The 24,619-nt window shown below is 60.6% G+C and carries 20 protein-coding genes and 1 pseudogene; 11 read left to right on the forward strand and 10 right to left on the reverse strand.

Annotated features, from left to right (window positions below):
• The first annotated feature begins 139 nt into the window (after positions 1 to 139).
• Positions 140 to 1,246, forward strand: a complete 1,107-nt coding sequence (locus EXN68_RS00715) for a zinc-binding metallopeptidase family protein (protein ID WP_142839237.1) — start codon at positions 140 to 142, stop codon at positions 1,244 to 1,246.
• A gap of 200 nt (positions 1,247 to 1,446) precedes the next feature.
• Here EXN68_RS00715 and EXN68_RS00720 read toward each other — a convergent pair whose 3' ends face one another.
• Genes EXN68_RS00720 through thrC form a run of 4 tightly spaced genes read right to left on the reverse strand, consistent with a single transcriptional unit; the run spans position 1,447 to position 7,709 of the window.
• Positions 1,447 to 4,362: a sensor domain-containing phosphodiesterase gene (locus tag EXN68_RS00720; RefSeq protein WP_142839238.1), complete on the reverse strand. Its 2,916-nt coding sequence runs from the start codon at positions 4,360 to 4,362 to the stop codon at positions 1,447 to 1,449.
• Positions 4,359 to 4,958, reverse strand: a complete 600-nt coding sequence (locus EXN68_RS00725; protein ID WP_142839239.1) for a GNAT family N-acetyltransferase — start codon at positions 4,956 to 4,958, stop codon at positions 4,359 to 4,361. Before EXN68_RS00725 ends, EXN68_RS00720 begins: the two co-directional genes overlap by 4 nt.
• A gap of 33 nt (positions 4,959 to 4,991) precedes the next feature.
• Complete coding sequence (locus tag EXN68_RS00730) at positions 4,992 to 6,290, reverse strand: M16 family metallopeptidase (protein ID WP_142839912.1); 1,299 nt, start codon at positions 6,288 to 6,290, stop codon at positions 4,992 to 4,994.
• A gap of 21 nt (positions 6,291 to 6,311) precedes the next feature.
• Positions 6,312 to 7,709: a threonine synthase gene (thrC, locus tag EXN68_RS00735; RefSeq protein ID WP_142839240.1), complete on the reverse strand. Its 1,398-nt coding sequence runs from the start codon at positions 7,707 to 7,709 to the stop codon at positions 6,312 to 6,314.
• A 294-nt stretch (positions 7,710 to 8,003) separates the two neighbouring features.
• On the opposite strand from thrC, the gene EXN68_RS00740 reads away from it, so the two are divergent.
• Positions 8,004 to 8,543 carry a PilZ domain-containing protein gene (locus EXN68_RS00740; RefSeq protein ID WP_161991208.1) on the forward strand — a complete coding sequence of 180 codons (540 nt, stop codon included), beginning with the start codon at positions 8,004 to 8,006 and terminating at the stop codon, positions 8,541 to 8,543.
• 68 nt (positions 8,544 to 8,611) lie between these two features.
• Here EXN68_RS00740 and EXN68_RS00745 read toward each other — a convergent pair whose 3' ends face one another.
• From EXN68_RS00745 to EXN68_RS00755, 3 genes are all read right to left on the reverse strand, one after another.
• Complete coding sequence (locus tag EXN68_RS00745) at positions 8,612 to 8,926, reverse strand: BrnA antitoxin family protein (protein ID WP_142839242.1); 315 nt, start codon at positions 8,924 to 8,926, stop codon at positions 8,612 to 8,614.
• Entirely contained in the window at positions 8,905 to 9,183 is a 279-nt protein-coding gene (locus EXN68_RS00750) for a BrnT family toxin (RefSeq protein ID WP_142839243.1), read from the reverse strand. The genes EXN68_RS00745 and EXN68_RS00750 overlap by 22 nt, the downstream gene beginning before the upstream one ends.
• A 71-nt stretch (positions 9,184 to 9,254) precedes the next feature.
• Positions 9,255 to 9,944, reverse strand: coding sequence for an HAD family hydrolase (locus tag EXN68_RS00755; RefSeq protein WP_142839244.1), 690 nt, complete (start codon positions 9,942 to 9,944; stop codon positions 9,255 to 9,257).
• 233 nt (positions 9,945 to 10,177) lie between these two features.
• On the opposite strand from EXN68_RS00755, the gene EXN68_RS00760 reads away from it, so the two are divergent.
• Together EXN68_RS00760 and EXN68_RS00765 are read left to right on the forward strand one after the other, a co-directional pair.
• Complete coding sequence (locus EXN68_RS00760) at positions 10,178 to 10,858, forward strand: GntR family transcriptional regulator (protein WP_142839245.1); 681 nt, start codon at positions 10,178 to 10,180, stop codon at positions 10,856 to 10,858.
• A gap of 10 nt (positions 10,859 to 10,868) precedes the next feature.
• Positions 10,869 to 11,381, forward strand: a pseudogene (locus EXN68_RS00765) (DUF1284 domain-containing protein).
• A 65-nt stretch (positions 11,382 to 11,446) separates the two neighbouring features.
• On the opposite strand, the gene EXN68_RS00770 reads toward EXN68_RS00765, so the two are convergent.
• Positions 11,447 to 12,547, reverse strand: a complete 1,101-nt coding sequence (locus EXN68_RS00770; protein ID WP_142839246.1) for a hypothetical protein — start codon at positions 12,545 to 12,547, stop codon at positions 11,447 to 11,449.
• 234 nt (positions 12,548 to 12,781) lie between these two features.
• Between EXN68_RS00770 and EXN68_RS00780 the strand changes: the two genes are divergently transcribed.
• The 3 genes from EXN68_RS00780 to EXN68_RS00790 all read left to right on the forward strand — a co-directional run bounded on the left by EXN68_RS00780 (position 12,782) and on the right by EXN68_RS00790 (position 16,852).
• Positions 12,782 to 13,927: a site-specific DNA-methyltransferase gene (locus EXN68_RS00780; protein ID WP_142839247.1), complete on the forward strand. Its 1,146-nt coding sequence runs from the start codon at positions 12,782 to 12,784 to the stop codon at positions 13,925 to 13,927.
• A 613-nt stretch (positions 13,928 to 14,540) separates the two neighbouring features.
• A complete protein-coding gene (locus EXN68_RS00785; RefSeq protein ID WP_142839248.1) occupies positions 14,541 to 15,053 on the forward strand; it encodes a hypothetical protein in 513 nt (170 codons plus the stop codon).
• 284 nt (positions 15,054 to 15,337) lie between these two features.
• On the forward strand, positions 15,338 to 16,852 hold the full coding sequence (locus EXN68_RS00790; RefSeq protein ID WP_142839249.1) for a DegQ family serine endoprotease: 1,515 nt from the start codon (positions 15,338 to 15,340) through the stop codon (positions 16,850 to 16,852).
• Between the two features lie 66 nt (positions 16,853 to 16,918).
• Here the strand turns inward: EXN68_RS00790 and EXN68_RS00795 are convergent, their stop codons facing one another.
• Together EXN68_RS00795 and mutY are read right to left on the reverse strand one after the other, a co-directional pair.
• A complete protein-coding gene (locus tag EXN68_RS00795; protein ID WP_065115069.1) occupies positions 16,919 to 17,530 on the reverse strand; it encodes an HAD family hydrolase in 612 nt (203 codons plus the stop codon).
• 80 nt (positions 17,531 to 17,610) lie between these two features.
• Positions 17,611 to 18,720: an A/G-specific adenine glycosylase gene (gene mutY / locus EXN68_RS00800; RefSeq protein WP_142839913.1), complete on the reverse strand. Its 1,110-nt coding sequence runs from the start codon at positions 18,718 to 18,720 to the stop codon at positions 17,611 to 17,613.
• A 126-nt stretch (positions 18,721 to 18,846) separates the two neighbouring features.
• Here mutY and EXN68_RS00805 point away from each other — a divergent pair, with 126 nt between their 5' ends.
• The 4 genes from EXN68_RS00805 (at position 18,847) to EXN68_RS00820 (ending at position 24,220) form a co-directional block, all read left to right on the forward strand.
• Positions 18,847 to 19,311: a hypothetical protein gene (locus EXN68_RS00805; protein WP_142839250.1), complete on the forward strand. Its 465-nt coding sequence runs from the start codon at positions 18,847 to 18,849 to the stop codon at positions 19,309 to 19,311.
• 26 nt (positions 19,312 to 19,337) lie between these two features.
• Complete coding sequence (locus tag EXN68_RS00810) at positions 19,338 to 19,859, forward strand: DUF721 domain-containing protein (protein WP_142839251.1); 522 nt, start codon at positions 19,338 to 19,340, stop codon at positions 19,857 to 19,859.
• A gap of 128 nt (positions 19,860 to 19,987) precedes the next feature.
• A complete protein-coding gene (locus tag EXN68_RS00815) occupies positions 19,988 to 20,668 on the forward strand; it encodes a DsbA family protein (protein WP_142839252.1) in 681 nt (226 codons plus the stop codon).
• 84 nt (positions 20,669 to 20,752) lie between these two features.
• A complete protein-coding gene (locus tag EXN68_RS00820) occupies positions 20,753 to 24,220 on the forward strand; it encodes a chromosome segregation SMC family protein (protein ID WP_142839253.1) in 3,468 nt (1,155 codons plus the stop codon).
• The last annotated feature ends 399 nt before the right edge of the window (positions 24,221 to 24,619 follow it).

Raw genomic sequence — 24,619 nt, forward strand, 5'->3', positions numbered from 1 at the left:
ATGCGGCGCTTGGAGCGCATGTGTTACCGCACATGCGCTCTTGTCGTATGGGATGCCGGAACGACGGGTTTGTTACGCCGTTCATGCCGACATCGTATGTTTTCCTTCGTTCAACTGATCCATCGCAAGGGTTTCATCAATGAGACTTTTCTCCTGCGCATCCTGCGGCCAGCCGGTCCATTTCGACAATCGTTTCTGCGTTTCCTGCGGCTATCGCCTTGCCTTCGTGCCGGAGCGCCTTTCCATGGAAGCGCTGGCGCCGGCCGGCGAACCGAACTGGCAGATCGTCGCGGAGCCGCAGAAACAGGTGCGTTTCTGCGCCAATGAAGTGAATGACATCTGCAACTGGTCGGTGCCGGCGGAAAGTGACAGCGCTTTCTGCCCGGCCTGCAGCCATAATCGTCTGGTGCCCGACATTGCGACGGAGCAGGGGATCGAACAGTGGCGCCGAATCAGCCAGGCGCAGAGGCACCTGTTTTATTCGATCCTGCGGCTCGGCCTGCCACATCCCAACCGTGATGTTGATCCGGCCGGCGGACTTGTCTTCGACTTTCTGGTCGATGAGGTGGCGCCCGATGGTTCGGTTATTCCAGCGATGACCGGGCATGATGAAGGCCTGATCGCAATCCGCGCTGCGGAAGCCGACGATGTGACGCGCGAGCAGGTGCGTGCCAACATGAATGAGCCGTATCGCACCCTGCTAGGCCATTTCCGCCACGAGGTCGGGCATTTCATCTGGAACAAGCTGGTGCGTGATGCGAACCGACTGGAGGCCTGCCGCGCAGTGTTTGGCGATGATCGCGAGGATTATGGCGCGGCGCTGCAACGCAATTACGATGGGGGACCGCGTCCCGACTGGCAGGAAAGCTTCATAAGCTCTTACGCCTCAGTCCACCCCTGGGAAGATTTCGCCGAATGTTTCGCCCATTACCTGCATATCGTCGATACGCTCGAGACCGCCCGCGCCTTCGGCGTCGCAATTGATCCTGATGGACATGAGGAAATGGCGGCCGAGGTGACGTTTGATCCTTACAACGCCCGCAGCGCCGCACAGCTGGTCAAGGCGTGGATCCCCCTCAGTGTCGCCATCAATTCCATCCAGCGCAGCATGGGGGAGGCCGACCTCTACCCCTTCGTGCTGACACCGCCGGTGGTGGCGAAAATGGAGTTCATTCACGACCTGCTGCATGGGAAGGTGGCGGCGGATGAAGCGCCGATGGCAGGGCAGAATTCGGCAGTGCAGTGAATGCCTGGAGGCGGAGAGTCCTGGAAGCATCGTTTCCTTCTCCTGTCATTCCGGCCTTGAGCCGGTATCCAGCCAGCCCAAGTCCTTGGGCTGAAAAGAGTCCTTCCCGCCGGGCAGACGCCCGTTGGCTGGATTCCGGCTCAAGGCCGGAATGACGGAGGTGGTGGGGCATCAGCCTTCATCACCTCAGGTCGGCCCCCTTACGAAGCCCGCTTCGTCGGCTGGAACCGTTCCCGCAGCAGCTTCAGCGCCGCATCGCCCGAGACCGGGGTGCCGAACAGGAAACTCTGGCCGAAATGGCAGTTCATGCGGGAAAGCTCGGCCGCATCTTCAGGCGTTTCGATGCCTTCCGCAACCACCTGCATGTCGAGCGCCCGCGCCATGGCGATGACGGAGCGCAGGAGCACATTGCGTTTGTCGCTGGTATTGGCAACCAGCGCCTTGTCGAGCTTGATCGTGTCGAAGGGGAAACGGGTCAGATAGGCGAGTGACGAATAGCCCGTGCCGAAATCGTCCATGGCGAGGCTCAGGCCGGTTTCCTTCAGCTTGGAAAGCACAAGCCGCGCCTGTTCCGGGTTTTCCATGACGACGGATTCCGTCAGTTCCAGCTTCAGCTGCTGCGGATTGCAGCGCGTGCGGGTCAGCATGCCGCGCACGTCGTTATACAATTCGTTGTTCAGCAATTGCGCGCTGGAAATATTGACGGAGATGAAGATCGGCATCTTCTCGATGGCATGTTGCCAGTCCATCAGGTCGGTTGCCGCCCGTTCCAGCGCGAACATGCCGAGCGGCTCGATCAGGCCGGAGGCTTCCGCGATGGGGATGAATTCGCTTGGCGGAATATTGCCGCGCTTGGGGTGTTCCCAGCGCATCAGGGCTTCAAAACCGGCCAGCTCACCGTCATCAAGTTTGACGATCGGCTGATAGGCAAGCGACAGCTCCTTGCGCTCGATGGCGCGGCGAAGGTCGCTTTCCATCTGCAACCGGTCGGTGCCTGATGTGCGGAAGGCGGGGCGGAACGGCTCGACGCGGTTGCCGCCGGCGCGCTTGGCGCGGTACATGGCCAGCTCCGCATCGCTGAGCAGACCGGCCGCACTTTCCTGCTGGTCGATCCACGAGACGAGGCCGATGGAGGCGGTGAGGATGATTTCGCGGTTGGCGAAATTGATCGGCACCATGATCGCCTTGTTCACCGCATCGGCAAAATCGGCGACCCGCTGCGGATCGCGCTCCGAGGTCAGGATAAGGCCGAATTCATCACCACCAAGACGCGCCAGCGTATCCTGCGGTTTCAGCAGCCGGCGCAGACGCCGCGTCAGCGCGATGAGAATATTGTCGCCGGCGGCGATGCCCAGCGTATCGTTGACCAGCTTGTAACGGTCGATATCGATCGCCATCACCGTCGGGCGTACGCCCTCGCTATCGGGCGAGAGATTGAGGATCGATTGCAGGCGGTCAAGGAAGACCTGCCGGTTCGGAAGCCCGGTCAGATTGTCGTTCATCGCATCCTGCAACAGCCGCTCGACCGAATTTTTCTGCTCGGTAATATCGGTGATGGTGCCGACGCAGCGGATGATTTCGCCGTTGGAGCCGAGAACCGGGCGGGCGCGGATTTGCAGCCAGTGGAAATGTCCGTCTTCGGCGCGAATGCGGAATTCGTGGTTGAGGCGGCCCTTGCGATGGTCGAGCAGCACGTCGAGTGTCGCCTTGAACCGGTCGCGATCATCAGGATGCAGGCGTGGCAGCCAGTTGCGCGCCGCACCATGCATGGTGCCGGGTTCGAGCCCCAGCCGGTTGGAAATGTCGGGCGTGGTGACGATACGGTCACGCGTCACATCCCAGTCCCAGACGGTATCGCCGCTGCCTGTAAGGGCCAGCGACTGGCGTTCGAGGTCGGAGAACAGACCCTGCTGATAGGCGCTGCCGGCAAAGGCGTGCTGGATGACGGTAAAGCCGATCAGAAGAACGATCAGCACCAGCCCGCCGCCGAGCGCCGGCTGCACGATGTCGTTGTCCAGTTGCCCGGTCACCGTCAGCCAGCTACCGAACAGCCAGACGAGGATCAGCGCCCAGGAGGGAACCAGCAAGATGGCCCGGTCATATTTGTTGAAACCGAGATAGATGATGAGCGCGATGCCGGCGGTCGCCGTCAGGGCGAAGGATACGCGGGCAATGCCTGATGCGACCGAGGGATCGTAAATGGCAACGCCGAACAGCAGCGCCAGACCCACCACCCAGGCAAAGGTCGCATAACCCAGATGCGCATGCCATCGGTTGAGATTGAGATAGGTGAAGAGGAAGACCACGAAGCTGGAGGCGAGCGCCACTTCCGCGCCCGCCCTCCATATTCGCTGATCGCTTGAGGTGACCGTGATGAGCTTTTCGAGAAATCCGAAATCGACGCAGATATAGGCCAGAACCGCCCAGGCGAGTGCGGCGGAGGCCGGCAGGACCGAAGTGCCCTTGACCACGAAAAGGATGGTCAAAAGCACGGCCAGCAGGCCGGCAATGCCAAGCACGATGCCGCGATAGAGCGTAAAGGCGTTGATCGTGTCCTTGTAGGCTTCCGGTTCCCAAAGGTAAAGCTGCGGCAGCTGCGGCGTGGAAAGCTCGGCAACGAAGGTGATGACGGAGCCGGGGTTGAGTGTGATGCGGAACACGTCGGCGTCAGGGCTCGGCTGCCGGTCAAGCGCAAAGCCCTCACTCGGCGTGATCGCCATGATGCGCTGCGAGCCGAGATCGGGCCAGAACAGCTTGGAATTCACGAGGCGGAAATGCGGGGCGACGATGACGCGCTCCAGCTGCTCTTCTGACACGTTGGCGAGCGCGAAAACCGCCCAGTCGCCCTGGTGGTCGGTGGAACTGGCGCGCACCTCGATACGGCGGCGGATGCCGTCGGGGCCGGGCGCGGTCGAGACCTGAAAGGCTTCGCCCTGATTGGCATAGATATCGGTGGTGGCAGTCAGATCAAGCGCCGTGTCGTCACGGGAAATTTTCACCGGCTCGAAGGCGTAGGAATAGGAGGAGAAAAGCAGAAACAGCAGGAAAAACGGCACGGCCAGCGCGATTGCCGCCAGACGTTTCGTGAGGCATGGCTCATGGTGAATGTAGGTCATGTATCGTACTTCGTTCCGCCGGAGCTTTGCTTGTCGGCAAGAAGGGAAAACATCATATGATCCCGCCATTGGCCATTGATTTTCAGATATTCCCGCAAGAGGCCTTCCCGCTGGAAACCGGCATTTTCGAGAAGCCGGATGCTTTTGAAGTTTTCCGGAATACAGGCTGCCTCGATACGGTGCAACTGAAGTCCGTTGAAGATGTATGGTATTACCAATTTTAATGCGGCAGACATATGGCCTCGTGCCGCGTGCCGTTCGCCCGTCCAATAGCCAATCATGCAGCTCTGCGCGGCACCCCGGCGGATATAACCAATGGTGATGCCGCCGACGAGCAGGGTCTCTTTTTCGAACAGCAAGAACGAGACGGCGGTGCCGGAGGAAAACTCCTGTCCGTTGCGCACCACGCGCATCCGAAACGAGCCTTCGGTCAGTTCATCAGGGCGCCAGGTGGGTTCCCAGGGCTGAAGAAACTGCCGGCTTTCGGAGCGCAGCACATGCCATTGCTTGAAATCGCTGTAGCGCGGCAGTCTGAGAAGATGGTCGGCGCTGCGCAGTTCAGGCGTGTCGTTATGTCGGGAAAGAAAACGCAGCATTCACCATCCCTGTGCGGAAGAAACCGCCATGTCTCAGCCGTTCGCCTTTATCCTTGCAGGCTGCTGCGCAGAAAGCGCGGCAGTGATGTCTGAAAGAGGCGGCAGATGTTCAAGCGGGCCAATTGCGGACAATGTTGGAACTGTATCGAAAAACAGCCGTCCCGCAAGATCGGTCAGGCGTTCACGCGTGATGTCGCCGAGGCGCTCCATCATCTCCTCATTGGGAATGGGCCGGCCGTAAAGCATCATCTGCCGGGCCATCTGGCCGGCACGGGCGGCCGGGCTTTCCTGACCCATCAGCAATTGCGCGCGGATCTGCGCCCGGGCGCGGTCGATTTCTTCCTGATGGATGGTCTGCGACGATTTGCGCAGCTCATCGAGTATGACGGGCACCAGTTCCGGCAGGTCGTTGGCGCCGGTCGCCGCATGCACGCCGAAGATGCCGGTATCGGAAAAGCCCCAATGGAAGGCATAGACCGAATAGCAGAGGCCGCGATATTCGCGCACTTCCTGGAACAGGCGGGAGGACATGCCGCCGCCGAGAATATTGGCAAGGATCTGCGAGCAATAAAAATCGCGGGCGTGATAGGCCTTGCCCTCGAAGCCCAGCAGCACCTGCGCGTCCATGAGATCGCGGGTTTCGCGGATTTCGCCACCGGTATAGATCGCTTTTTCCATGACCGGCGTGGCAATGGGCATCTGCGGCAGCGAGGCGAAACGCTCTTCCACCTGCTTGACGAAGCTTTCGTGATCGACAGCACCGGCCGCGACGACGAAGATGCGATCCGTCGTGTAATTGCGGGCGAGATAATGCCTGATCTGGCCTGTCGTGAAGGATTGTACGGTATCAGGCGTGCCGAGGATCGGCCGGCCGATTGTCTGGTCGCGATAGGCGACACCGGAGAAATTGTCGAAGATCACGTCATCGGGCGTATCGGTCGCAGCGCCGATCTCCTGGAGGATGACGTTTTTCTCCCGCTCCAGTTCCTCTTCGTCGAAGAGCGATTCCGTCAGGATGTCGGCAAGGATATCGACGGCGAGCGGAACATGGTCCTTGAGGACGCGGGCGTAGTAGGAGGTGGTTTCCGTCGATGTCGCGGCGTTGACTTCGCCGCCGACATTTTCGATCTCTTCGGCGATCTGCCGGGCGGTGCGCCGCGCCGTGCCCTTGAACGCCATATGCTCGAGTAGATGGGCGATGCCGTGTTCGGCAGTCGTCTCGTTGCGGGACCCGGATTTGATCCACACCCCAAGAGCAACGCTTTCGAGATGCGGCATTCTTTCCGTCACAACGGTCAACCCGGACGAAAGCCGGGTCACATTAACTCTCATACTCAACGTCTTTCCGCGTCTCTATTTGCCGGCGCGTGCATGTTGGCCGATGAAGGTTTCCACGGCTTTCAGCTCTGCGTCCAGAATGTCGAAACGCTCCTCCCGGTTCATAATGTCAGCTAGCCATACTGGAAGCGCCGGGTCGATTGCGCAAGCGGATTTTACAGCGGCCGGGAATTTAGCCGGGTGGGCGGTAGACAGAACCACCATCGGGCTTCCCGCTTTTTCGTGCTTTTCCGCCACGAAAACACCGGTCGCCGTATGCGGGTCGATCAGGTATCCGGTTTTCTCAAGCGTCTCGCGAATAGTCGCCGCCACCTGCTTTTCGGTGGCGCGGCCGGCGCGGAAATCCTTCTTGATGAATTTCAGTGCCTTCGGCGGAATTTCAAACGCGCCGGACTGCTTCAGACCGTCCATAGATGCCTTCACCGCCGCGGAATCGCGGTCATAGGCTTCAAACAGCAGGCGTTCGAAGTTGGACGAAATCTGGATGTCCATCGAAGGCGAGGTGGTGGGCTTGACGCCGCGCATCTCGTAACGGCCGGTCTTCAGGGTGCGCGCCAGAATGTCGTTGTCATTGGTGGCGATGACCAGCTTGTCGATCGGCAGGCCCATCTTCTTGGCGACGTAACCCGCAAAGATATCGCCGAAATTGCCGGTCGGAACGGTGAAGGACACCTTCCGGTCAGGGCCGCCGAGCGACAGCGACGCGGTGAAGTAATAAACCACCTGCGCCATGATGCGCGCCCAGTTGATGGAGTTGACGCCGGAAAGCTTCACGCCGTCGCGGAACTTCACGTCGTTGAACATTTCTTTGACCAGCGTCTGGCAATCGTCGAAATTGCCGTTGATCGCCAGCGCATGCACGTTGGAAGCGGTGGAGGTCGTCATCTGGCGCTGTTGCACCGGGGAAACCTTGCCGTTCGGGAAAAGGATGAAGATGTCAGTGCGCTCGCGCCCGGCAAAGGCGTCGATCGCAGCGCCACCGGTGTCGCCGGACGTGGCGCCGACGATGGTGGCGCGTTCGCCGCGCTCAGTCAGCGTATAGTCCATCAGGCGGGCGAGAAGCTGCATCGCCACGTCCTTGAAGGCGAGCGTGGTGCCGTGGAAAAGCTCCAGCACGAAAGTGTTCGGGCCGGTCTGCGTCAGCGGCACGACGGCCGGATGGCGGAACGTCGAATAGGCGTCGTCGATCATCGCCCTGAACTTGTCGGCCGGAATTTCGCCGCCGGTGAAGCGATAGAGAACCTCGAATGCGACGTCCTGATAGGATTTGCCGCGCAGGTTGCGGATTTCCTTCTTCGTCATGGAAGGCCACTCACGCGGCACGTAAAGCCCGCCGTCACGGCCAAGGCCCGCCAGAAGCGCGTCGCAGAAACCAAGCGAAGGGGCGGCACCCCGGGTCGATACATATTTCACGAGATAGTCCCTTGTCCTTAACCGGCCTTGTCCTTAACCGGTATGTCCGTCGCCGATCTTCGGCATCTTTTCCAGCAGCGTCTCACGGAAATGAGGCGATTGGCGAGGTAATGAAGGGCTTTTTTGAAAATTCAAGCAAAACCGAACATGCCAATCGATTTTTTCCGGCGTCGCTGCTATAGACCATCGCCAACCTGCGTGAAAGGTCAATAAACAGCGTCTCCGGTTCGGTTCCGGGACAATGGAGAGGGAATTAGAAGAGTGTCAGGGAATTTCTTGCGTTTGTCCGCCGCGATGTCGCTTCTGGCCGTCGTTGCAGGGTGCAATTCCTCCAATCCAGCGGACTCGCTTGCCGTCAACCCTCCGGCGGCGCAGGCCAATGCCGTTGCCCCCGTGGTGCAGGCCAACTGCCCGACGGTCACGGTTCTCGACGCCAGCGCCGTCCACCGCGTTTATGCCGGCGGCGCCAAGGATGATCCGCAGAAGCTTGCCTATCAGGTCTCGCTGTCAGATACGACGCGCTCCTGCACCGCAAACGAAACGACGCTGACCGTGAACGTGCTGGCCCAGGGCCGTCTCGTTCCCGGCCCGATGGCCAAGCCCGGCCGCGTGACGGTTCCGATCCGCGTGACGGTGAAGGACGGTGACGGCGAAATCTACGGCGAAACGACCAATTTCGCCATCGATGTCCCAGCAGGCGCCGCCGGCACGCAGTTCATCTTCAACAATGACCACGTTGCCATTCCCAATGGACCGGGCGGCGCACCGAAGTCGGTCAACGTCTATATCGGCTTCGGCGGCGAGAGCGCCAAGGCAAAGACCAGGCGCCGGTGATTTGAAGGGCTAGATGAAAAAAACCGGAGGCTGCTTTTGCAGGCTCCGGCCTTGAACGGAATATGGGGTTAAATTCCAGCAGCCTTTCGTAGCGCGTCATTGATGCGGCTCTGCCACCCTCTGCCGCCCTCGCGGAAACTCTCCAGCACGTCCTCATCGAGACGTAAAGTCACCTGTTTTTTTGGCTTATCAAGCGCAGGGCGACCACGTGACTTTCGGTACTCGTCGACGGCCTCGAAGAAGGCGGGGGGAAGAACGTCGCGCGCGGGGCGCATATTAGAAAGTTCCTCTTCCGTCATTTCCGGGAAGTCGACCGCGTTCCAGTCCGCTTCGGTATAGCCGAGTCCGGGTTTGAATTCTTTCAGTTTTGCAGCTTTGGCCATGGCAGCATCCTTCTTTCCTGGGAACTCGCCCAACGGAAGCTGATGATGGATATCGCTTCTGTTCCGACAGTCGCAAAAATAACAGCCACAGTCCCGTTCCGGAAATGTCCTATCGCCTTGAAGCGCGAACTTCCCGATCCGGCCTGGCTTTTCTCGATGATGGCGTTCTCCCAGTCAAAGCCATCGATATCTGCAAAGTCGAAGCCGTGCTTCTCGATATTGGCGAGCCTCTTGGGCTCGTCCCATATGACTTTCATGAATTAATGTAGCTACATTTATTAAAAGATCAATGTAGCTATTCAGATCATGAAAGAAGCGCTTTCACAACTCAGAAAGCGCCTTCCCACTCCGCCATTGCCGCAATCACGGCGGGCAGGTCCTGCATGCGCGAAATCACCGTTTCCGCGCCGGCATCGGTCAGCCGGTCGGCGTGGCTCGGATAGGTGTGGGATGCGCCAGTAAAGCCGATGACGCGCATGCCTGCGGCCCTCGCGCCATGGATGCCGTGTACGGAATCCTCGATGACGACCGCGCGATCGGGCGAGACGCCGAACTGGGTGGCACCATGCAGGAAGATGTCGGGCTTCGGCTTCACGCGGTCGGCGCCGAGGTCCTTGGCAGAATAGATATGCGGCGCGAAATAGGGCTTCAGGCCGACTTTCGTCAGCATCATGTCGAGGCGGTGGCTGGAAGAGTTCGAGCAGATGCAGCGCGGTGTCGTCAGGCGCGACAGCGCGAATTTAACACCCTCGATGATCTTCACGTCGCGTTCCAGCCGCATGTCGAGCAGCTTTTCCGACTTGTCGAGCAGCGACGCGGAGAGCGGAATGCTGGCTTCGCTTTCCACCTGCAGAAGAATGTTCTTCCAGGTCATGCCGGCAAAGCGCTCGCCCATTTCTTCGACGGAGATCGGATAACCGGCCTCGGTCAGAAGGCGGGATTCCACCTGCGCCGCGATGATTTCGGAATCGACCAGAACGCCGTCGCAGTCGAAAATAATGAGGTCGAAGCCGCTCATGGGCGCTCCCTGTATCGAATGTGCCTGGAAAAAGTGATGCCGGGCTTTTAGACCATGTCCGCGCCAAGCTCAACCGGCTCACCCGCAAGGGTCGGTCCCGCCGGGCTCATAGCTTGCCAGTGCCGGACACGGGGAACGCATAAGCGGCTGAGGGATCTAGAATATTCGCCATTGCTTTTTCCCGCCTGTAAAAACCGCTACACAGTCGCGCGGCATATGCGTTATGGGATATTATGCCCAAGCCAGTAAAAACCGCACCTGAAGACACCATTGCCGCACGCATCAGCCGGACGCTCGCCGACCGCATCGTCCGCGGTGAACTGTCGCCGGGTGAACGGCTGCGGCAGGATCACATCGCCGCCGAATTCGGCGCGTCGCATGTGCCGGTGCGCGAGGCGTTTCGCCGGTTGGAAGCGCAGGGGCTGGCCGCCAGCATTCCGCGCCGGGGTGTCCGGGTGGCGGATTTCGGCCTTGAGGATGTGCGCGAAGTGGCGGAAATGCGCGCCGCCCTTGAGGTTCTGGCGCTGCGCCACGCCATTCCCAACATGACGTCAGCCATTCTCGATCAGGCCGAGGCGGCGACGCTGGAAGGTGACAGCGCCGTTGACGTGCAGCACTGGGAAGAGGCCAATCGCCGCTTCCATCGCCTCATCACCGCGCCCTGCAACATGCCGCGCCTGATGGAGGCGATCGACGGCCTGCATGCCGCAAGCGCCCGTTTCCTGTTTTCCGCCTGGCGGGCCGGCTGGGAGCGCCGCACCGATACTGACCACCGCGCAATCATCGACGCGCTGCGCGGCGGCAGGGCAGAGGAGGCGGTACGCATTCTCGACGGACATGTGCAATGGATCGGCCGCAAGGCCATCCGCACCTCGTCCGGCTCGGTACGCGACGCCTTCGCGATTGTCGGATAGGCGGCGGCGCTTGACTGTCCGGCTCCGCCCCCACCATCTTCTGTGTATGCTGACCTATGTCGGCAAGGGCTATACTTCCGGCTTCGTCGAAAATTACGACCGTGTCGCCGCCCGGCTGAATACAGGCGAAGAGGATATCGAGCTGGTGGATGGACCGGACGATATCTGCACCGGCCTGCTCTGCTAAAGCCATGCGCACTGTTTTAACGAAGGCGTGGTGCAGCGGGACGAGACGGCGCGGGGTTCAGTGTCGACGCTCTTGAACGAGACGCTTGCCCCCGGAAAACGGCTGCGGGCAACGCCGGACTTTCTTGCAAGAATGCGTCTCGCCTTCGCCGCCGGAGACATCCGGCAGGCCTGTCGTGGTTGCCAGTGGATAAGGCTTTGCGACCGTATCGCAGCATCAGGCTTTGCGGGCGTGAAAATCGGCGAGCCGTTGCAGATGGTGCCGAAAGATGCGGCGCGTTTTTCGAAGCATCCGATGCTCAGTCCCAAATATGGGTTGGATGGCCGGAAATTGTGATGCCTTCTCTTTCCTCATTCCTGTGACAGGCACAGGAATGAGGTGGGTGCGGGGAGGTGAGATGGCTACTCCGGCACATTCGTCTCGGTCCGCTCTGCCGCCTTCACCGTTGCCTTGATCTCCTTCGGGTCGCGCCCGGACTTCTTGTCGTAACTTACCTTAACCGAATAATCGCCGGGATGCAGCGTTTCCTGATGCTGTGTGCCGTAGCGACCGGAAATTTCCTTCTGCGTGCCCTGCAGATCCTTGGTTGTCTCGACGATATCGATCCGCTCCGCACCGGGGGCGGTGATGGCAAGAACACCGGCATCGAGATCAAGGGTGATTTCCGAGCGTTTTCCGGCGGTCACCGTGAAAGGTTGCTCCACTGTCACCTTGCCCAGACGGGCCCGCATGACGAAATCGCCTGCCGGCATTTCCATCATCTTGCCCGTGCCGTAAATGCCGTTGATGGTCTGGCGCGTGCCATCAAGGGTTTCCTTGGCTGACATCGCCTCGAAACGAATGTCGTCGGTTTCAACCGCTTTGCCGCCCTGGGCATAAACCGCCTTGGCAATCACCACGCCGCTCGGGATGACAAGGTCGTGGCTGATCGTTTCGCCCGCCTTGACGGCAAGTGTTTCCTGCACCCGCGCCGGACCGATGCTGCCGGTGAGAACAATCTCGCCCGCCGGCACGAAAACGGCATTCTGGCCGTAGACGCTGTCCTTGAAATCGCCCTTGGTGATTTCGGTTTTCGCCTGAGTTTCCACATCGCCATCCGGGCTGCGTTTCGGCACGACAGTCAGTTCCGCCGCATCGAAATTCACCTTCGGCCTTGCGACGCTGCCATCCTTCACCTCGAAGGCAATTTCGCGGGTCACATTGCCCAGCGCCGCAACACCGACATATTTGCCGGCCGGCAGTTTTGCCTCGAAGGTGGCGTCATAGGAGCCGCCGGCATTCTCATCGGTTCGTGCTCCAGCCCGGTCGGTCTTGTAGAAATCCCAACGCACCTTGTTGCTGTTGCCAAGCGAGGGGCCGCCATTAAACAGCACCGCATCCGTCGCCACGTTAAATTGCGCCGAGGGCGCCTGCGCCCGCAATGGCGACGGCAGCGCCGCAACGGCAAGCGCAGCGCATGCGACATTTACGGAAAAAGAAGCCATTTTCATCATCGACCCCATTGCGGATCACCCCTTGCCATTGCCGTCTTCCTGCCGCGTCGAACTGCGCGACAGACCAACCCGTTGCGCACAACGTTTTTGTGCCGCTTCGGGTTCCCCGCCCGTCGCCGCAAATCCCACATCGCGGCCGCTACAGCCATTTATTTTGCGTTTTCCGTGACTTGTTCAGGCTTTGATAACCATCTTCGGTAACCATAAGCATCAGTAGAGAGTAAGCGTATGGAGCGAGTACCAATGGCAGCAGTTTTTCCGCTGGCCGATTTTCGGCGTGCCGGTTTTGATCGTGCGGGCGAGAGTGACGCCTGGAAAGACAGCATCATCAAAGGTGATTGTGTCGCTGCCTTGGATGCCCTCCCGAGCCAGTCGGTGGATGCGATTTTCGCCGACCCGCCCTATAATCTCCAGCTTGGCGGCACGCTTCACCGGCCCGATCAGTCGCTGGTTGATGCCGTCGATGACGAATGGGACCAGTTCGCCTCCTTCGATGCCTATGATGCCTTCACCCGCGCCTGGCTGCTCGCCTGCCGCCGCGTGCTGAAACCGAACGGCACCATCTGGGTCATCGGCTCCTACCACAATATCTTCCGCGTCGGCGCCATGCTCCAGAACCTCGATTTCTGGATCCTCAACGATATCGTCTGGCGCAAGACCAACCCCATGCCCAATTTCAAGGGCCGTCGTTTCCAGAACGCCCATGAGACCATGATCTGGGCAAGCCGTGATCCGAAAGCCAAAAGCTACACCTTCAACTACGATGCACTGAAGGCCTCCAACGATGATGTGCAGATGCGCTCCGACTGGCTGTTCCCGATCTGCAGCGGCCATGAGCGACTGAAGGGCGAGGACGGCAAGAAGGTCCATCCCACCCAGAAACCGGAAGCCCTGCTGGCGCGCATCATCATGGCGTCCACCAAGCCGGGTGACATCGTGCTCGACCCGTTCTTCGGCTCCGGCACCACGGGTGCTGTCGCAAAACGTCTCGGCCGCCACTTTGTCGGCATCGAGCGCGAGCAGGATTATATCGACGCTGCATCCGCCCGCATTGCCGCCGTCGAGCCGCTCGGCAAGGCGGAACTGACCGTCATGACCGGCAAGAAGGCTGAACCGCGCGTTGCCTTCAACACGCTGGTCGAAAGCGGCCTCGTCCGCCCCGGCCAGGTTCTGACGGATGCAAGACGCCGTTATAGCGCCATTATTCGTGCGGATGGTACCCTGGCATCCGGCGGGACCGCCGGCTCCATTCATCGCCTCGGCGCGAAGGTGCAGGGTCTCGACGCATGCAACGGATGGACGTTCTGGCATTTCGAGGACGGCGACGAACTGAAGCCGATCGATGATCTCAGAACCATCATTCGCAGTGAAATGGCAAAGGCCGAATAGTCGAAAGCCCAAAAGGCTGAAGACGGACGATCCACCGCCCGCCCTTGTCAGAATACGTCTCTGTCCGGTTTAGTACCTTCAGTCCCGGATGGAGAACGACCAACGCCCGGCACCCTGGTGTCGGGCGTTGGTATTTTCGAATATAAAACTTTAGCCAGACAAGTTTCGCGCAAGAGACGGCCCATACTGTCTGGGTCAAAGCAGTGGTTGTGGAAATCCGGTTCGGACAGATCACGAAAACACTGCTGTCCCATGCCGCTTGCGGCAGGACTGGCGCAGGCTGGAGACCGCCATTTCCGCCTGCGCCAATTTTCTTTTTGGGGTTCCCCAGGCTTTCCGGCGCCCCCAGATAACGGCTCTACGTCCAAAAAAATCATGAGAACAGGGCAATAAAGCACGCCCTTGATTCCGTTTAGTCAGGATGTGCTCTGGTGGCCAAGTCTTAACAATAGATGTCCGGCGCGTTACGGAAGATTAACGTGACGCTACACATGGCGGGGAGTACATATTCTTCCAGGCTGAGTGTCGCCGGCGACCAAAAACGATCGCGACGCGACGATGCGAGACAGCCGGATTCGCGGGCCATTGCCTGTGATGAACAAGGAGGCGTGCCATGCGCTCGCTTTTAAAAACAGTCACAATAGCATCCTTCATTCTGGCAGTTGCCTCGGGCGGCGCGTTCGCGGCCGAGCACGGTGGTCACGGTGGCGGTCATGGTGGGGAGCACAGTGACGGGGCCCACGGTTTCCATGACAGCGACCGGGGCGGCGGTTTCCATGGTGACCGTGATCGGGGTTTCTTCAAGTCCGACAACTATGTCGACTGGGGTGACCTTGCCACCGGCTATTATAATGCCCCTCCGATGAGCTACAGCTATCAGGGACCACATCATCTGGCCCGCGTTCTGAATGAAGTGCGCGTCGCCGATCACCGGATCGATCTCGAACGTCAGCAGGGCAAGCTGACGGCCAGCTCTTTCAGCAAGTTGGAAAAAGAGGCCGCGGGTATCCGCACGCAGGCCTTGAAAACAGCCGACATGCATCGCGGCGGCATTCCTTTCAAGACATTCGCCGCGCTTCAAGGTGAAGTCCGGCAGCTTGATCGGAATATCGTGCGCATGAGCTGACCGGGACGTTTCGATCCTCGTTTCCGAGGATCGGGCTTCCCCTCGGAAAGCAAAGCATCGGGAGGGTGCGCCGGTGAGACCCGCCCTCCTAACTCCAGGGCCCGGTAGGGAAAACCTGCCGATTTTCTAGAGACATGTAACACAAGGCACCGTGCGTCCCCATCGGGATGCACGAGGATTTGGCATTGCCCATCTTATGCGCAGCCGGGATCTGGTTGCCGAAAGGGCATCGTATAGCGACGGCGCGGTTTCGGCTGCGCATGTCCTCACAAAGGAGAAACGTCATGTCCGGCATTCTACGCAGATATCGCATTGCAGCTTTGCTTGGCGCAGCCTTTGTCGCCGCACCGCTTGTGCTGCCCGTCTTTCTGCATAACACACCCGCTTTTGCCCAGGCCGGATTGTCGGCCGTTCCCGGCCCGGTGGCGTCGGGCGGTTCCTTCGCCGGGATCGTTGCCGCCGACAAGCCGGCGGTGGTGACCGTCACCACCGAAATGAAAACGCAGGAACAGGCGACCGATGATACCACGCCGTTCGACCAGCAGTTTCGGCAGTTCTTCGGCGAGCAGGGCATTCCCCTGCCGCAACAGCAGCCGCAGCAGCGCCAATCCCAGACCGCGGAAGCACTGGGTTCCGGCTTCATCATCTCGCCGGACGGCTATATCGTCACCAATAATCACGTCATCGACAATGCCACTTCCATCAAGGTGACACTGGATGACGGCACGGAGCTTCCCGCCACGCTTGTCGGCGCCGATCCGAAATCGGATCTGGCCGTCCTCAAGATCACCGCTTCCAAGCCTCTGGCAGTGATTTCCTGGGGAGATTCCGACAGGCTGAAGGCCGGCGATCAGATATTGGCGATCGGCAATCCGTTCGGCATAGGTACCACGGTCACGGCCGGTATCGTCTCGGCCCGCGGGCGTGACCTGCACAGCGGACCCTATGACGATTTTATCCAGATCGACGCGCCGATCAATCACGGCAATTCCGGTGGTCCGCTGGTCGATGTCGAAGGCAAGGTCGTTGGCATCAACACGGCGATCTATTCGCCGAATGGCGGCAGCGTCGGTGTCGGTTTCGCCATCCCCTCCGATCAGGCGCAGAATGTCGTCGTCCGCCTCATGAAGGATGGGTCGATCCACCACGGCTTCATTGGCGTTCAGATACAGCCGGTGACCTCTGACGTGGCCAACGCCATCGGCCTTGCCACGCCGGAAGGCGCGCTGGTCGCCAAGGTGGAAGCGAGCACACCCGCAGGCCGCGCCGGCATCAGGACCGGCGACGTGATTACCGCGCTCGGCGGACAGACGATCAAGTCCCCGCGCGATCTGTCGCGCATGGTCGCAGATCTGTCGCCGGGCCAGAAGGAACACGTCACGGTCTGGCGTCAGGGCGAGACCCGCGACCTGCTTCTCACCGTGGGTGGCAATGATGGCCAGAGCGCACAGGCATCCCCTGACAATGGCCAGCAGAAGGGCGATGCCTCATCGCAAGCCCTGCCAATGATCGGTATCGGACTGGCGGATATCACCCCGGCGATCCGTGAAGCCCTCAATCTCCCGCAGAATGAAAAGGGCACGATCGTCGAAAGCGTGACACCCTCCAAACCCGCCGCCGAGGCCGGTTTGCAGGCAGGCGACGTGATCGTTTCGGTCAATCAGACGGCGGTGAAATCGGCGGGTGATGCCAAGGCGGCCATTGCGCAGGCGGGCAAGGCTGGTCGCAAATCCGTTCTGCTGCTCATCCAGCGCGGCGATTCGCAGACCTATGTCGCCGTGCCCTTCGCACAGGGCTGAACCCCGGTTTTCCGGTAAAATCGCAAGGAACGGGCAACTCCATCGGAGCTGCCCGTTCTGTCATTTTCAGACATCCACCCCATAATCCCGCAGATCCTGCCGCAGCTTTTCCGCGCCGGTGAAGTGCACCGCCTGCCAGCCGGCCTGCTTTGCGCCCTCCACATTCGCCAGCGTATCGTCGATGAAGATGCTGGCCGCGGGGTTGAGGCCGAATTCCTTTGCGTGCAGATCGTAGATCGCCACGTCAGGCTTCAGGAGCTTCACATCGCCGGAGACCGTCACGCCGCGCGGCAGGGTAAGGAAGGGGAACATCTTCTGCGCTTCACGAAAGGTGTCGGAAGCGAAGTTGGTCAGCATCGTCACGTCGTGGCCGCTGTCGATCAGGGCAACCATGATCGCGACGCTCTCGTCATAGGAATGCGAGACCATTTCGTGCCAGAACTTGCGGAAGGCGCGAATATGCTCTTCCCGCTCGGGAAATTGCTCCAGCAACAGCGCTTCGGCGTCCTCCCAGCGGCGACCGCGATCCTGTTCGAGGTTCCAGTCATGGGTGCAGACATTCTCGAAGAACCATTTGCGCTCGTCGGCATCGGGAATGAGGCGGCTATAGGGAATATGCGGATCGTAATGGATCAGCACCTTGCCGATGTCGAATACGATATGCTCAATCTTGGTCATCGAAACTTCCTGCTTTCATCGAACATAAGCGCGTCTTTCAAACGCTCTAAATCTTTGAGTTGCATCGTCCCTGTCGAAAATCAATTTCGATTTTCGGGCCGATACGCGGATGGAATAGCTTGGATGATGACTTTTTTCATCACCGTTGGCAGCGCCTGCGCGTCAAGATTTGTAACCGGCTCCCACCATCCGTCATCCGGGCCGGTTTTGAGGCTATCCGGCACCTGCGCGCGATAGACGGTTAGCCGCAGTTCGAAATGGGTGAAGACATGCACGATGACGCCCGCCGCCTGCCAGCCGGCGGCAAAGGGCGCGTGGCTCGCCTCCGTGCCGCCATCCACACGGGCAGTCCACGCCGTTGTCGGTACCTCGGTCATGCCGCCGAGAAGCCCGCTTTCGATGCGCCGCCGCAGCAGGATTTCGCCGCTCGGATTCACCGCCACGAAGGCGGCGCCGAGCCGCACGGGTTTGGCCTTCTTCGCCGCCTTCACCGGAAAACGCTCCGGCTCGTCACGCGCAAGCGCCAGACAGGCGCCATTGAACGGACAGAGTGCGCAGGCCGGCCGCTTCGGCGTGCAGATCGTCGCGCCGAGATCCATCATCGCCTGAGCAAAGTCGCCGGGTCGGTCGGCTGGCGTGAGCGCGGCCACCTTCGCTTTCATGGCCGGTTTGGAACCGGGCAGGGGAGCATCTATGACGAAGAGCCGGGAAATGACGCGCTCCACATTGCCGTCCATCACTGCCGCCTGCCGGTTAAACGCGATCGCCGCCACGGCGGCGGCGGTATAATCGCCGATGCCGGGCAGCTCTTTCAGGCCTGCCTCGCTGTCCGGAAAAATGCCGCCATGGTCACGCGCCACGGCTTCCGCGCATTTCTTGAGGTTGCGGGCGCGGGCATAATAACCAAGCCCTGCCCATGCCGCCATGACGTCTTCGACCGGTGCCGCCGCCAGATCGCTGACGGTCGGCCAGGCGGCGAGAAACTTCAGGAAATAAGGCTTTACCGCCTGCACCGTCGTCTGCTGCAGCATCACCTCCGACAGCCATACGTGATAGGGATCGGCGCGTTTTCCCTGTGCCGCCATGGCCGGAGACGTGCGCCACGGCAGCTCGCGATGGTGCCGGTCGTACCATGCCAGAAGTTGTTCCGCCGTCGGATGTGATATTTGTTGTCGCGCATATGTGTTCATCGCCGCTGAACATAGAGACGGCGCGGCAATCTGCAACAGCAGCCTGTCGTGGCGAGGCGGAAAACCGCATCCGGCGGTGAACGCCATCACATCGAGACCCACCATCTGTTTCAGGAGGACCAACCCATGCCGAACGCGCTGCTGGAAAACATACCTCAACCGCTCCTTCATATTGTCGGAGCTCTTCTCGCATTGTGCCTGATCATCAGCCTGCTGAACCGCATCGGTCGGCTGTGCTTTGGCACGCAGAACGGGGTCGCCCTGGTAACGGCGCGGGTAATCCGGCACATTCGTGAGCTGGAAATGACGCGGGAAAAACCGTCACGCCGCTTTCGGATTTTTGAATCGGGTTTCTGGGCGATTTTTTGCCATGGCCTGTGGATATATCTGTTCGTCGTTCTGGCCTGCATGTTGGTGATTGCTTTTATCTCGGATAAGCCGGGCATCCTTCATCTGAAGATTTTGGCTGCGGGCTATTTCCTCTTTGGATGTTGGGTGGCGGGAATGATACGCTTGGGCGCCCGCCGGGACTGGCGACGATTCCGTGCGCTGTTGCGCGGCGAAGAAGGTGACGACGGCGCGATCGCTTGAGGTCGTTTGCCTCTGTCGAGGAGAGCATGAAGAAACCTGCAGATTCGTTCCGCAAGGGCGTCGTACAGATCGCCGAAGTCGCCAACGGCATTATGGATCCCGTGCTGTCGAAGCGGGCGGGCATCAACACGGCGTTGCTCGGCTCCTGGGACGAGATCGCCGGCGATGACTTTGCCGATTGCACCCGGCCGGAAAAAATCACTTGGCCGCGCCGCGACGAGGGGCCGGATCGCGGCGGTTACCAGCCCGGCGTGCTGACCATCGCCTGCGAAGGGGCGCGCGCCTTGTTCCTCACCCATGCACAGGGCGAACTCATCGCCCGCATCAACGGTTTTTTCGGCTTTCCGGCGGTGCGCCAGATCCGGATCGTGCAGAAGCCGGTTTCGCAAACCATTGCCCGCAAAAGAAAACCGCCGCCGCTGCGTGGCGATGCGGCAAAACGTCTCGATGACATGATGCAAGGCATCGAGAGCGAGGCGCTGCGCAAGGCGGTGGAGCGGCTTGGCACGGCGGTGTTGCAGAAAAAGCCGCCGCGCAGGACGATTTGATGAAAGGCGCTGTCCTTGACTGGTCACAATTCTTTGACAAGAAGAGTTCAAAACCCCGCTTGTGATGAACAGGCCGTCGCTATATCGGAATCAACAGACAATAGAGTCTATTACCAACAGGTGCTTTCATGCATTTTCCCGAACTGACCATTTCCCGTCGCGGCCTTCTCGGCGGTGTTGCCCTTGCTGCCGTTGCTGCGGCCCTGCCGTTTGCCTTCACGCCCGGTATTGCCGAGGCGCAGGAATTGCCTGAATCCACCGGCGATGTGGATATGGCTGCGGTGATGAAACCCGGCCCGCTGCCGGAAGCAGCGCTCGGTGATGCCAACGCACCCGTCAAGATCGTCGAATACATGTCGATGACCTGCCCGCACTGCGCCAACTTCCACAACAAGACCTTCGAAGAGATCAAGAAAAAATACATCGATACCGGCAAGGTCTATTTCGTGCTGCGCGAATTCCCGTTCGATCCGCGCGCTGCTGCCGCCTTCATGCTGGCGCGCTGCGCCCCTGAAGGCCAGTATTTCCCCTTCGTTTCCATGCTGTTCAAGCAGCAGCAGAGCTGGGCTGTAGCCCAGGATGCGCGTGCCGCCCTGCTGCAATTGTCGAAAATGGCCGGTTTCTCACAGGAGTCTTTCGAGGCCTGCTTGACGAACCAGAAACTTCTGGATGATGTGAACGCAACCATGCAACGCGGTGCGACGGAATTCGGCATCAACTCCACGCCGACTTTCATCATCAACGGCAAGAAATACGCGGGAGACATGTCGGTTGAAAACATGTCGGCTGTCATCGACAAGCTGCTCTGATCGCCGAACCCTGAAAGAAACGGGCGGCGGGTACTTCCGTTCGCCCGTTTTTTATTGCCTGTCGTCCGACCGGAGCATGACGGCATGAAGTTCAACAAGCTGCGCGTTGTCGGTTTCAAATCCTTCGTTGAACCTTCCGAATTCATCATCGAGCCGGGGCTCACCGGTGTCGTCGGCCCGAATGGCTGCGGCAAGTCCAATCTGGTGGAAGCGCTTCGCTGGGTGATGGGCGAAAACTCCTACAAGAACATGCGCGCCTCCGGCATGGATGACGTGATCTTCTCCGGTTCCGGCAATCGCCCGGCGCGCAACACCGCCGAAGTCGGCCTCTATCTCGACAATTCCGACCGCACCGCGCCCGCCGCCTTCAATGATGCCGATGAAATTCAGGTGACGCGGCGCATCGAGCGCGAAAACGGCTCGGTCTACCGCATCAACGGCAAGGAAGCCCGCGCCAAGGATGTGCAGCTGCTGTTTGCCGACGCCTCCACCGGCGCGCGCTCGCCCTCCATGGTGGGGCAGGGGCGTATCGGCGAACTCATCAATGCCAAGCCGCAGGCCCGCCGCCAGCTGCTGGAAGAGGCGGCCGGCATTTCCGGCCTGCATTCCCGCCGCCATGAGGCCGAGCTTCGCCTGCGCGCCGCCGAGACCAATCTGGAGCGGCTGGAAGATGTGACCGCCCAGCTGGAAAGCCAGATCGAAAGCCTCAAACGCCAGGCGCGCCAAGCCAACCGTTTCAAGATGCTGTCCGCCGATATCCGCGCCCGCGAGGCGACCCTTCTGCACATCCGCTGGGTGGAGGCGAAGGAAGCCGAAGGCGAGGCGGAAAGCGCGCTTAATCAGGCGACCAACATCGTCGCCGAAAAGGCGCAAGGGCAGATGGAAGCGGCCAAGCAGCAGGGCATTGCCAGCCTGAAACTGCCGGAACTGCGCGAGGACGAGGCCCGCGTTGCCGCCGCCCTGCAACGCCTGCAGATTGCCCGCACCCAGCTGGATGACGAGGCGAACCGCCTGCTGCGCCGCCGCGACGAGCTGGCGCGCCGTCTGTCGCAGCTTGGCGAGGACATCGTCCGCGAGGAACGGCTTGTCTCCGACAATGCCCAGATACTCGCGCGGCTGGATGAGGAAGAGGCCGAACTCCTCGAAATCCTGTCCGATTCCGGCCGCCATGCCGACGAAATGCGCGAAGCCTTCGAAGCCGCCGCCGTCAAGCTGGCGGAAAGCGAAGCCATTTTCACGGCCATCACCGCCGAGCGCGCCGAGGCGGCTGCCGGCCGTCAGCAGCTGGAGCGGGCGATCCGCGATCTTTCAGACCGCAAGCTAAGGCTCGAACGGCAATCGCAGGAAGCAACGGCCGAGATCGAGGCCATCGACGAAAAACTCTCCGGCCTTCCCGACCCCGCAGAACGGCGTGAAGCGGTCGAGGCGGCTGAGATCGCCGTCGAGGATGCATTGATCGTGGCGGAGGAGGCCGAGGCCGCCGTTGCCGAGGCACGTTCGGCCGAAGCGCTGGCGCGCGGGCCGCTGGAAACGGCGAAGAATCGGCTGAACGCGCTGGATACCGAAGCGCGCACCATCACCAAAATCCTCGCCTCCAGTGCCGCTGCCAATGGCAGCTTCACGCCGGTGGCGGAAGAAATGACGGTGGAACGCGGTTATGAGGCCGCCCTTGGCGCGGCGCTTGGCGATGACCTCGAAAGCCCGCTCGATGCCGCAGCACCTGCCTATTGGGGCGGCAATGGCGACGGTGCTGGCGATCCCGCCCTGCCGCAGGGTGCAAAACCGCTTCTGGATTATGCGCAGGCACCCGATGCGCTTAGACGTGCCCTTGCACAGATCGGCGTCGTTGCAGACGTATCGGAAGCCCGGCGCCTGTTGCCTTCACTCAAGGCCGGCCAGCGGCTGGTAACGCGCGAAGGCGCCCTGTTCCGCTGGGATGGCCACATCGCCAGCGCCGATGCACCGGGTGCTGCAGCACTTCGCCTGTCGCAGAAGAACCGCCTTGCCGAAATTGAGACCGAACTGGATGAGGCCCGCTCCATTCTGGATGAGGCCGAAGACCAGCTTGCCGCGAAAACCGAGGCCATCAGAAGCAGCGAATTGCAGCTTTCGGATGTGCGCGACCGGAGCCGGCTCGCGACCCGTCAGCTTGCCGAGGCACGCGAGGCGCTGACATCAGCCGAACGGGCCTCGGGCGATCTGCTGCGCCGCCGGGATATCGTTTCCGAAGCTCTGAACCAGATCGGCGCGCAGATCGACGAGATCGCCGTTCAGGAAGAAAACGCCCGCATCGAAATGGAAGACGCGCCGGATCTTTCCGTGCTCGATCTGCGGCTGCGCGAAAGTCAGCTCGAAGTCGCGACCGACCGCGGCCTTCTGGCGGAAGCCCGCGCGCGCCATGAGGGCGTGAGCCGCGAGGCGGAAAGCCGCCAGCGCAGAATACAGGCAATCGCGCAGGAGCGTTTCACCTGGCAATCGCGAGCGGCAAGTGCGGCCGATCACATCGCCACGCTGCGCGCGCGTGAGGAAGAGGCGCGCGAGGAAATCGCCGAGCTTGATATTGCGCCGGAGGAGTTCGACGAGAAACGCCGCAACCTCCTCAATGAATTGCAGAAGACCGAGGACGCCCGCCGCGAGGCCGCCGACCGGTTGGCCGAGGCGGAAAACCTGCAGCGTGCCGCAGACCGTGTGGCCGCAACGGCGCTTTCCGAACTGGCTGAGGCCCGCGAAAAACGTGGACGTGCCGAAGAACGTCTGGTTTCTGCTCGCGAAAAGCGGCAGGAGACTGAACACCGCATCCGCGAAACACTGAATACCGAGCCGCATATGGCCCTGCGCCTGACTGGCCTTGGCCCGGACCAGCCGAAGCCCGATATTCGCGATGTCGAGCGTGATCTCGACCGGCTGAAGATCGAACGCGAAAGGCTTGGCGCGGTCAATCTGCGTGCCGAGGAAGAGCAGGCCGAGCTTACCGCCAAGCTCGAGGCGCTCATCAAGGAGCGCGACGATATCATCGATGCCGTGCGCAAGCTGCGGGCCGGCATCCAGAACCTCAACCGCGAGGGCCGTGAGCGGCTGATCGCCGCCTTCGACGTGGTCAATTCGCAGTTCCAGCGACTGTTTACTCATCTGTTCGGCGGTGGCACGGCCGAATTGCAGCTGATCGAATCCGACGATCCACTGGAGGCGGGGCTGGAAATTCTCGCCCGTCCGCCGGGCAAAAAACCACAGACCATGACATTGCTTTCCGGCGGCGAGCAGGCGCTGACAGCCATGGCGCTGATCTTTGCCGTCTTCCTCACCAATCCCGCGCCGATCTGCGTGCTGGACGAGGTGGATGCCCCGCTCGACGACCACAATGTCGAGCGCTACTGCAACCTGATGGACGAGATGGTGGCCTCTACGGAGACCCGCTTCGTCATCATCACCCACAATCCCATCACCATGGCGCGCATGAACCGCCTCTTCGGTGTCACCATGGCCGAACAGGGTGTATCGCAGCTTGTGTCGGTGGACTTGCAGACTGCCGAACAGCTGCGCGAAGCCGTCTGAGGCGGCTTGTCCGGGAGCAGCCCCGACTTTTGCTCAATGTGAATTTATCTGGCCGTATCACCCATTCGGGTGAGCGACATCACGCGGCATTTTGCTATGTTTTTCGGAACAACCAAGGGCTCTCACCAGACCCCACCATCCGGTTTCCTGTACCGGATGGAATGCCTTGCGAGGCCACTGCCGTGGCCTCGCAAGGCTTTCTTTTCCGGGTTCAGAGGGCGATGTGGCTGCATGGCTGGTAATCGTTTCCGGGGCGCAAACCTCCTCCGTCATTCAGACCTTGCGCCGAAATCCAGCCAGCCCAGGTCCTTGGGCTGAAAAGAGTCCTTCCCGACGCGCAGACCCGCGTCGGCTGGATTCCTGCGCAAGGCTACTGCCGTCCCGTTTAAATTTATGGAT

Origin of the sequence: Martinezella rhizogenes (genome assembly GCF_007002745.1) — a bacterium.
Lineage (GTDB): Bacteria > Pseudomonadota > Alphaproteobacteria > Rhizobiales > Rhizobiaceae > Agrobacterium > Agrobacterium cucumeris.